We start from the raw sequence: 9499 nt of genomic DNA, 5'->3' as shown, positions 1-9499 counted from the left end.
TTTTACTCCGTCGATGGTCCTGATAATTACTTGAGGCTGACCTATTTGTAGTTCGTAGCCTTCTCTTCGCATAGTTTCTATGAGCACAGACAAGTGCAGAACTCCCCTTCCAAAAATCATAAATTTATCCGCGCTATCCGTCTCTTCCATACGCAACGCCAGGTTTTTTTCCAACTCTTTCTCTAACCTTTCCTTGATATGCCTTGAAGTAACAAATTTGCCGTCCTTACCAAAAAACGGACTATCGTTAATGGTGAACAACATGCTCATTGTTGGTTCGTCTATAGCAATAGTTTTAAGCCCTTCAGGGTTTTCGATATCCGCAATGGTATCCCCTATTTCAAATCCTTCAAGTCCAACTATAGCACAAATATCGCCTGTGGCTACTTCCTTAACTTTTATACGACCCAGACCTTCAAAAGTAAATAGTTCTTTTACCTTCGACTTTACGATACTACCATCTCGTTTTACCAAAGAGATTTGCTGTCCTTCCTTTAAGGAACCTCGCTGTAGGCGTCCAATGGCAATTCTACCTGTAAATGAAGAGTAATCTAAAGACGTAATCAACATTTGTGTAGTACCTTCCTGAGGTTCAAAACCCGGGATATGCTCAATAACCATTTCCAATAATGGTTCAATAGTTGTAGTTTCATTCTTCCAGTCATCACTCATCCAATTATTTTTGGCTGAGCCATAGACTGTTGGAAAGTCTAACTGCCATTCTTCCGCACCAAGTTCATACATAAGATCAAAAACCTTTTCATGTACTTCTTCCGGGGTACAATTTTCCTTATCTACTTTATTGATTACTACACAGGGTTTTAAGCCCATGTCGATAGCCTTTTGTAATACAAATCGGGTTTGAGGCATTGGGCCTTCAAAGGCATCCACCAATAGCAAAACCCCATCAGCCATATTTAAAACACGTTCTACCTCACCACCAAAATCCGCGTGGCCAGGGGTATCAATAATATTGATCTTGGTATCTTTATAAAGTACGGATACATTCTTTGAAGTAATTGTAATACCTCTTTCACGCTCCAGGTCATTATTGTCCAAAATAAGATCTCCGGTTTTCTCATTTTCCCGGAATAACTGGCAATAATGTAATATCTTATCTACCAGCGTTGTTTTACCGTGGTCAACGTGTGCAATTATGGCAATGTTTTTCGTATTGGACATCTTCTTGTTTTGAGGCTGCAAAGATACTCCTATTTTTTGCTTACCGTTATAAAGTTCTGTTATTTTTATTGTGTTGATTTTGAGCCATTAGCAGTACAGTTATGAGGTTTAAAAAACAATTATCTTTGTAATCTAACTTTTGAATATGAAACTTGACTCCATACCCCAACTAAAATATGCCCATAGTAATAATTTTTTCCTGCTGGCCGGACCATGCGCCATAGAAGGTGAGGAAATGGCATTACGGATTGCAGAACGGATTGTGGAAATCACAGATAAATTGGAGATTCCCTACATTTTTAAAGGGAGTTTTAAGAAAGCAAATCGTAGCAGGGTCGACTCTTTTACAGGTATTGGGGACGAGAAAGCGCTAAAAATATTGAAAAAAGTTTCTGAAACATTTCATGTACCCACCGTGACTGACATACATGAGATAGCCGACGCTAAACTTGCCGCTGAGTATGTAGACATCCTTCAAATTCCTGCATTCCTTGTACGTCAAACAGATTTGCTGGTAGCCGCAGCAAATACCGGAAAAGTGGTAAACTTAAAAAAGGGGCAATTTATGAGCCCGGAAAGCATGAAGCATGCTGTAAATAAAGTAATTGACTCCAATAATGACCAGGTTATGATCACAGATCGAGGCACTATGTTTGGCTACCAGGATATGGTGGTCGATTTTAGGGGAATCCCTGTCATGAAACGATACGCCTCGGTAGTATTAGATGTCACCCATTCTTTGCAGCAACCCAATCAGTCTTCCGGAGTAACCGGGGGGAGACCCGAATTAATAAGTACTATAGCTCGTGCCGGGATAGCTACAGGGGTTGATGGAATCTTTATCGAAACCCATTTTGATCCTGCAAATGCCAAAAGCGACGGGGCCAATATGTTGCAGTTAGATCAACTGGAACAACTACTGACCAATTTAACGGCTCTTCGCAAAACGGTCAATAGTCTCGATTAATCTCATGAATTTGCAAAAAATGAGTACATGGCCGGAGTGAAACTCATTGAATTGGGTTAAAAAAGAAAAGGACAAGCTGTGATTAGTTTGGAAATTAAAGTAGAGTAGGAATATTATTCTTTCCCGTCAATATAGTCCTGTAAATAGGAATATCGCTCTGTAAGTTTCCCGTTTTTGGTCATCAAAGCCCTTTCTAAAATCCCGTCTGCATCTCCATTAAAAAATGCGGGAATAACGCTGTCTACAAAAGCCTGCCCGAATCCCTCACTGGAATCTCTGGGCAATTCTGCAGGAAGGTTATCAACGGCCATTACAGCTATGGCTTCAGGTAGCATATAATCCACTTCACTTTCAGCATGTGGGTCATAGCCATATATTGGATCTGCTATGGTAGAAGACCTTATGGTGGAAGCCACAGGGCCGTCAATATCACAGCTTATATCAGCAACTACTTTTATTTTAAATTGAGGTTGTTTTGCATCCTCCCTGGTAAACAAGTACGGAGCGCCGGTGCCGTAAAAGTGCCCGGCCATATAAAGGTCAGTTACAGCCGCAAAGCGCATAAAGATGGATTCATACTCAGCAGGGTTTTTAAAAAAATCAGTCTCGTCTTTGACAAGCCCGTCTTTTCTCCGATTATAATCCAATACATCAATCTGGCAAAAAACGGGAACCTCAAAACTCTCTTCCAAATATTCCTTTACAGTTGTTTCCTTAAGGTTCATACCTACTAACATTTCCCGGGCCCCGTTTCCTACCCTGCCCTTTCCGGTAAGAAGAATTTTAATTTGTGGTAATTGTAACTTTTTAAGTTCTGCTATCAATGCCTGCTGGTCAGAAATTTCCCCTGCTTTAGGCAACTGAAATAAATTGGTTTTTAATCCATAAGTGCGAAATCCATTATAGGCGCCCACAATCCCCGCATATCGTCCAAATGCCACAAGGCGAATTCCCTTCGTATTTGTAATTACCTCATGATCATAGAGTTCTATATTTTTATCCAGTGCAGCCTGTAATAATTTCCGGTTATAGGGCTGTTTTTTTATGGTATGGGAAAAGAAAAAGTATTTTTTATTTGGAATTAAAGCTTCTACGGGTACTTCCTTTACACCCAGCAATATGTCACAATCTGCGACGGTTGAGGCTACCTTAATACCCGCATTTTGGTACTCCTCATCAGTAAAAACACGTTCCGGGGAAAATTCTACAGTAACCTGCGCCTGTTTATGATTCTCAACGACTTTTTGGCAGGCCTGCGGCGATAGCACAACCCGCCTGTCTGGTGGGTTTTTGCGCTCTCTGATGATTCCGAAATGCATAGGTATAATTTGGTATAAATTTTGCGTGAAAATACATGGATTTGCAGTAGTAGGCAAATTCCTTAATCATGAATATGAATAAGGAATTGTATTTTTGCTAACTTCGCGAACCTTTTTAAAAGATGTTCTTTGAAAAAACAATGAGAGAATTAGATTCCCGCCAAAGGCGGGATTCAACCTGCCAACCGGTTTACCCGCCTTAGGAGGGCAGGCAGGTTCGTTGACGGTAAGCACAGCTTACCAATCTCATTACGGGGCCGACTGGTTTTGACAGCGAGACCAATGGCGATGTAAGCATGTCGAGCGCTGGGATATAGCTCGTAAATCTCATATTTCAAACTTTTAGTTGGCGATAATAATTACGCTCTTGCCGCTTAATCCGAATTATAGTAGGATTTAGCCTCGTCTCTACCAGGTAGAGAAGCGAGATGTCCCCGGATAGCCCTTGTTGACGGCGATTCATTTAGGGGCACCATAAAAGTCAACACAAGGGTACTATTGCTTTGTTAGTATCACCAAAATCTTAAGAAGCTAAGTGTGTAATAGGCGGTTTTTGGTCAGCTACACATCGAAAATCAAACAAAAACTAAGCATGTAGAAAGCCTTGTTATTGCTTGTTTGGACGAGGGTTCGAGTCCCTCCGGCTCCACGACACTCAAAAATACGCAGCAGCTTAAAGGATGAAAAAATGCCAAGCTGGCTTGAGTATTTTTGAAAAATTTAAGATGCCCATCGTGATAGCGATGGGTATTTTTATTTGCAACATTGCGAGATAGGGTGAACACCACAGGTAACCTCCCCGGCTCCACCTACGCCCTCCATAGCTTCGAGTTTACTAGAAGCGGCGGAGGGCTTTTATTATTGTTACCGGCCTTAGCAGCACTACCTTGAATGCCCGTCGGGCTCCGGTGGATCCAGATCCACAGCTTAATTCAATTGTTCATCACGTTGCTTTTGCATAGCGAAAGCGGCGGAGGGCTTTTCTAAATCCTCCATAGCTATTTCTAATGGCGACGGAGGATTAATTATACCGCTAACCTGCTATCGAGCTCATAACAGAGGACTTGCGCCTCCGCTAAAGCTTTAGCGGCACGCGTACGGTGGATGATGATCCACTAATTATTAAAATTTACGGTGGATGATGATCCACTAATTATTAAAATTTCATTTAGCCAGCACTCCGAAGCATGATTACTTGTGAAAGCAGGGCTAAGGATAACTTGAACTGCTAATGAAATTCAGTATATCGCTTTATATTCCATTCCAAATATCTGAGGTATGCTTCTCCCCTATTCTGTATATATTTTAAAATGTGCCAATGGCCAGTTTTACACTGGCTATTCCGCAAATATGATAAGAAGGTTGGCAAAGCACCGTACGGGAGAAGTAAAGTTCACGAAGGATAAACTCCCTATAGAATTAATTCATATTTCCCTTTTTTCGAACAAACAAGCAGCGTATGATTTTGAAAGATATTTGAAAACAGGTTCTGGAATAGCTTTTAGGAACAAGCGATTGTTATAAAGATTATTTCCACTTTCGTCCTCCGTAGCTTTTGCATATCCTAAAAATCATGACCTTAAAAATTAATTAAAGGTCAAAATGTAGACTATTTATTTTATCCGTAAAATAAACTTTTTAAAACCTATGAACGTCGAAGTCTCTAAAAGTTAAATAAAACGGTGGTCCAAGTAAACTGTGTATGTCCCTTAAAACACGAATTAACGGGACCACGAAAAGAGACCACAAATGGGACACTTTGGTAATAAGATTCATGCTTATCGAAAAGTGTCACCTAAATCGGCCGTTTTACGGCACTATCAAATTTGTGGACTTCTGGTCATCAATTCAGCCCTTTTTGAACTAATTTCCGAACCTCATCACGGTAGGTCTCCCCTATGGATAATTCCCTATGGCCTAGAAAAATACTGTTCTTGCGTAAGGCCGTAATTTGGGATAGGGCTACCGCATAAGATCGGTGGATCCTGATAAATCTGTTTTTGGGCAGTTCCAATTCCAGGTCCTTGAAACTGGTCCGTACTACAAGGGGGTGTTGGGCATCCTTTAAGTAGAACTTGATATAATCCCCATAGCCTTTCATCCAAATAATATCGTCGAACTTTATTTTTACCTGACTGTAATCGGCATTGACAAAGAAATGGTCCGGAGCGTTTTCGACGGCCGGCGTATCTTTTGCCGACCTGAGCTCGAACAGTTTCTTAGCGCGGTTGCAGGACTTGACAAAGCGTTCCAATGCCACAGGCTTTACGAGGTAGTCTACCACGTCAAGATCATAGCTTTCCACGGCGTATTGTTTATACGCGGTAATAAAAATGACGAGGGGCCTGACCTCAAGGCTGGCGATAAATTGCAGTCCCGTAAGGCCGGGCATCTGGATGTCGATGAACACCAAATCCACAGAATGCTCCTTCATGGTTTCCATCGCCTCAAAAGCGTTTTCGCAGGCCCCGACTAAATTCAAGAAGGGCACTTTTCCGATATTGTCGGTCAACAGGCCAAGGGCCAGGGGTTCATCATCTATGGCGATACAGTTCATTGGATCTCAAAGGTTAATTGCAGGGTTACGATATACCAATCGGATGTTTTGTCGATTGTAAGGTTATGTTTTTTTTCATAAAGGAGTTCGAGCCTTCTTTTGACATTGGACATCCCGATACCGGAAACCTTGTCCTTGGCCTCGTCTGCCTCGATATATTTGTTCTTTACCGTAAAGAGAAGGTTATTGTTTTCCGCCTTTAGGGAAATATCGATGACCGGATTTTCAATCATTCCCGTACCGTGTTTAAAGGCATTTTCCACAAAAGGGATTAAGAGCATGGGTTCGATAACGTACCAGTCCTCCATCAATTCCACATCAAATTTAACGTTCAACCGCCTCCCGAACCGGAGTTTTTGCAAATCGATGTAATTTCGTAGGTAATCCACTTCGCTTTTTAAAAGTGCCTTATCCTCGTCCGTTTCGTACAACATGTATTGCATCAGGGAAGACAATTTTAAAATGGTCGGCTCCAGTTCATCGCTTTTCAGCCGTACCAGGGCAACGATATTATTGAGCACATTAAACAAAAAATGTGGACTGATCTGGGAGCGCAAAAAGGAGAGTTCGGTTTTGAGGGTTTCGCTTTCCCGTTCCTTCGTTCTGCGTTCCAGTTCCAAACGGTCGTTTACCGTTCTAAAGGCGACCGCTGTCAAAACAAAGAACAAAAAAGGCAGGGCGTTGTGCCACAGGGCCTTATAAATAGAGTAGGAAGCCTCGAACACCAGCGCCTCAAATAGCAAACGGTTGATCAAAAGAATACCGGCCAATAGACCAATGTTCACTCCCAGATATACAAAAACTTTTCTACGATACAATATTCGGGGAATAAGAAATTCCGTATTCAAATAAAACGTCGTTACCCAAAAAAGGTTCATGACGATATTCAATACGAGAATCTTCAGCGCAAATTGCGTTGGCATCCCACCCTCTTGCCATTGCAGGTAAAATATATAGGGAAGTGAGAAAACAGATCCCCAGACCAGCAGATGAATAATTACGGTCTGATATTTTTTAAATGATCTAAAATGAAGGTCCATAAATAGTGATGCTTCTTGATTGCCAATATAATGAAGTTATTTAAACTTTTTCTTTTAACTGCCCCCCTGAGATTCCAAACAAAGAGTCCTGTAAGATAGGAAAATCAAAAAAATGGAGCGAGTCGGTAAACACTGGAGTAGGGAACCCCACAGGTCATTAAGCCCATGGGGTTATCAACCAACCAATCATCAATGGGTTACCCAATAACGATGCTTTTGTAGTAGGTGTTTTTACCGCTTTTTACTGAAACGATGTACCGGCCTTTTACGGCGGATTGAAAATTAAACGCCTTTTGAACTAAAAAATCACCTTTTGACGTTTCACTGAACACCACCCTATTTTGGTTATCAACGATTACAATGTCTACGTTCGCTTCTTCTTGGTTCATGAAATTCAGATAGATTTTGTCGCCTACCTTTCTAAAGACAGGTTTCTCATTGTTTTCTTCGCGGTCGACTATTTTCACTTCAGTGTCCTGTACTTTCAGTGTAAAAATGACGGATTGCAATGAGTTTTTAACGGCAAAGAAATACGTTCCGTTTTCAAGATTTGTCAGATTAAATTTCTTGGCATAACGGTTTTCGCTGATGTCTTCGAAAAAAATCGAGTTGTTGTCCGCATCGGTCAATCTGAGGGTTGATTTTTTGACTTGTTCATCCAGTTTCACGATGATACTTTTTGAATCGGTTCCGGGTGCCAAACTAATTTTAGGATTATTTGCCATACTGCTAGTCGTTGCGAACATTAGGGCAAGTATTGCTGAAATTTTAATCATTCTTTTCATGATATTTTGTTTTAGTGTCTGCAATCGCAAACGGGTTAAGATTTTATTTACAGGATAAAAATACAGCGAAGGATAAGGCCATATGACAAGTTGCGATGAACCGGAAAAAGTTTGCGATGAACCTGAAAAGTTTATCGGTTTCCTAATTTTATAGTTTCAAAAGAGGAAGGCACCGGTAACCTATGACCGATTAATGATTACGGGTATTCGAATAATTATCCTAGATTATGTACCAAAATAAGGTCGTAACCTGCACTCAGAAAGAAACTATTTTAAAAAGAAAAGCCTTTAGCTTTCGCCAAAGGCCTCTCCAGATAATCAATCAACCATGGTCTATTTTGAATCGGGATCAAGATGGAAACCAATCTGTGCTTCTTGATCAATTAGGTTCTCATGCTCCATTCCTTTGTAAGGATTGAATCCCTTGGGCAGATATTCCGCTGTGTCGAAGCCCAGGTCTATTTCCCCATCGGTTTCTATAAAGTTGATTTCGTCAAGGTCGAATTCCATTCCGGTATACGGATCGAATCCTACGGGCAGGTATTCCGCCGTGTCAAAGCCTAAATCGATTTTTTCATCGGTCTCGATTAAAACAATGTCTTCTATAGACAAAATCTCATTTTCGACTTGGGCAAGTAACTTATTTACCTTATTGATAAAGGGTTGTTGCAATTCGGTCAAGATCGTTTCAGCCGTATCTCCTTCTTTTGATTTTTCACCTTCGCCATTGCCCACGAAGGATAATAATGCCAAGGCCAGTATTCCAATTCCTGATACTAAACTAATTTTTTTCATGATATTTTATTTTAGTGTCTGCCATCGCAAACGGTTAATAACTTATTTACAGGACAAACATACTGCGCAGGATAAGGCCATATGACAAGTTGCGATGAACTGGAAAAAGTTTGCGATGAACCGGAAAAGTTCATCGGGTTTCTATTTTCCAAAATCTCAAAATGGTGAAATGGTTGTATAGGGATGAATAATAGATAACAATCTCCACATAATTGTTAAATATAGTTTTACCGAATTAAATGGCCCATGCTGGAATTCGCGAGCTACTATTCCACGCTTTTTCACGGAGATTACTATTATATTATAAAAAGCCATCGGAAAGTGGCACTTACATAACTACATTGAAAAGTTCGGTTGCCTTGACCGGGAGAAAAAAGATGTATATCAAAATCCATAATGTGAATTTCCTGAGCAGTTTTATTAAACGAACCTTTTTTAAGACGCTGAAGTTTTACATTAATAAACAAAAGGCATACGATTTCGAACGCTATCTAAAAAGTGGTTCAGGATCTGCTTTTCGAAACAAAAGATTAGTTTAACAAGCAAGAAGATATCTTAGTAGGAAAAACTGCAGGTAACCTCCCCGGCTCCACCTACGCCCTCCATAGCTTCGAGTTTACGAGAAGCGGCGGAGGGCTTTTTTAAATCCTCCATAGCTATTTCTAATGGCGACGGAGGATTAATTATACCGCTAACCTGCTATCGAGCTCATAACAGAGGGCTTGCGCCTCCGCTAAAGCTTCAGCGGCACGCGGACGGTGGATGATGATCCACTAATTATTAAAATTTCATTTAGCCAGCACTCCGAAGCATGATTACTTGTGAAAGCAGGGCTAAGGATAACTTGAACTGCT

Annotated in this window: 8 protein-coding genes and 1 other RNA gene; 3 read left to right on the top strand and 6 right to left on the bottom strand. The window is 40.8% G+C overall.

What is annotated here, in order from left to right:
- A partial coding sequence (locus Q0X66_RS15360; RefSeq protein WP_297707910.1) for a GTP-binding protein occupies nt 1–1182 on the bottom strand: 1182 nt, incomplete at its 3' end.
- A 145-nt stretch (nt 1183–1327) separates the two neighbouring features.
- Between Q0X66_RS15360 and kdsA the strand changes: the two genes are divergently transcribed.
- The gene (kdsA, locus tag Q0X66_RS15355) at nt 1328–2149 is read left to right on the top strand and encodes a 3-deoxy-8-phosphooctulonate synthase (RefSeq protein ID WP_297707909.1); all 822 of its coding nucleotides are present in this window, start codon (nt 1328–1330) and stop codon (nt 2147–2149) included.
- A gap of 113 nt (nt 2150–2262) precedes the next feature.
- On the opposite strand, the gene Q0X66_RS15350 is transcribed toward kdsA, so the two are convergent.
- A complete protein-coding gene (locus Q0X66_RS15350) occupies nt 2263–3468 on the bottom strand; it encodes an NAD(P)-dependent oxidoreductase (protein ID WP_297707907.1) in 1206 nt (401 codons plus the stop codon).
- 253 nt (nt 3469–3721) lie between these two features.
- Here Q0X66_RS15350 and ssrA point away from each other — a divergent pair.
- Together ssrA and Q0X66_RS15340 are read left to right on the top strand one after the other, a co-directional pair.
- Nucleotides 3722–4120, top strand: a transfer-messenger RNA (tmRNA) gene (gene ssrA, locus Q0X66_RS15345).
- Nucleotides 4121–4746: 626 nt separating this feature from the next.
- Nucleotides 4747–4992: a GIY-YIG nuclease family protein gene (locus Q0X66_RS15340; RefSeq protein WP_297707905.1), complete on the top strand. Its 246-nt coding sequence runs from the start codon at nt 4747–4749 to the stop codon at nt 4990–4992.
- Between the two features lie 319 nt (nt 4993–5311).
- On the opposite strand, the gene Q0X66_RS15335 is transcribed toward Q0X66_RS15340, so the two are convergent.
- The 4 genes from Q0X66_RS15335 to Q0X66_RS15320 form a co-directional block, all read right to left on the bottom strand.
- On the bottom strand, nt 5312–6025 hold the full coding sequence (locus Q0X66_RS15335) for a LytTR family DNA-binding domain-containing protein (protein WP_297707903.1): 714 nt from the start codon (nt 6023–6025) through the stop codon (nt 5312–5314).
- Complete coding sequence (locus Q0X66_RS15330; protein WP_297707901.1) at nt 6022–7065, bottom strand: histidine kinase; 1044 nt, start codon at nt 7063–7065, stop codon at nt 6022–6024. The genes Q0X66_RS15335 and Q0X66_RS15330 overlap by 4 nt, the downstream gene beginning before the upstream one ends.
- A 197-nt stretch (nt 7066–7262) precedes the next feature.
- A complete protein-coding gene (locus Q0X66_RS15325) occupies nt 7263–7850 on the bottom strand; it encodes a hypothetical protein (RefSeq protein WP_297707899.1) in 588 nt (195 codons plus the stop codon).
- A gap of 333 nt (nt 7851–8183) precedes the next feature.
- Nucleotides 8184–8645, bottom strand: a complete 462-nt coding sequence (locus Q0X66_RS15320) for a hypothetical protein (RefSeq protein ID WP_297707897.1) — start codon at nt 8643–8645, stop codon at nt 8184–8186.
- Nucleotides 8646–9499: the final 854 nt, after the last annotated feature.

The organism is uncultured Eudoraea sp., from assembly GCF_947260015.1.
GTDB lineage: Bacteria > Bacteroidota > Bacteroidia > Flavobacteriales > Flavobacteriaceae > Eudoraea.
The sequence above is the reverse complement of the archived record's forward strand: the minus strand, read 5'-3'. Positions and strand labels throughout refer to the sequence as shown.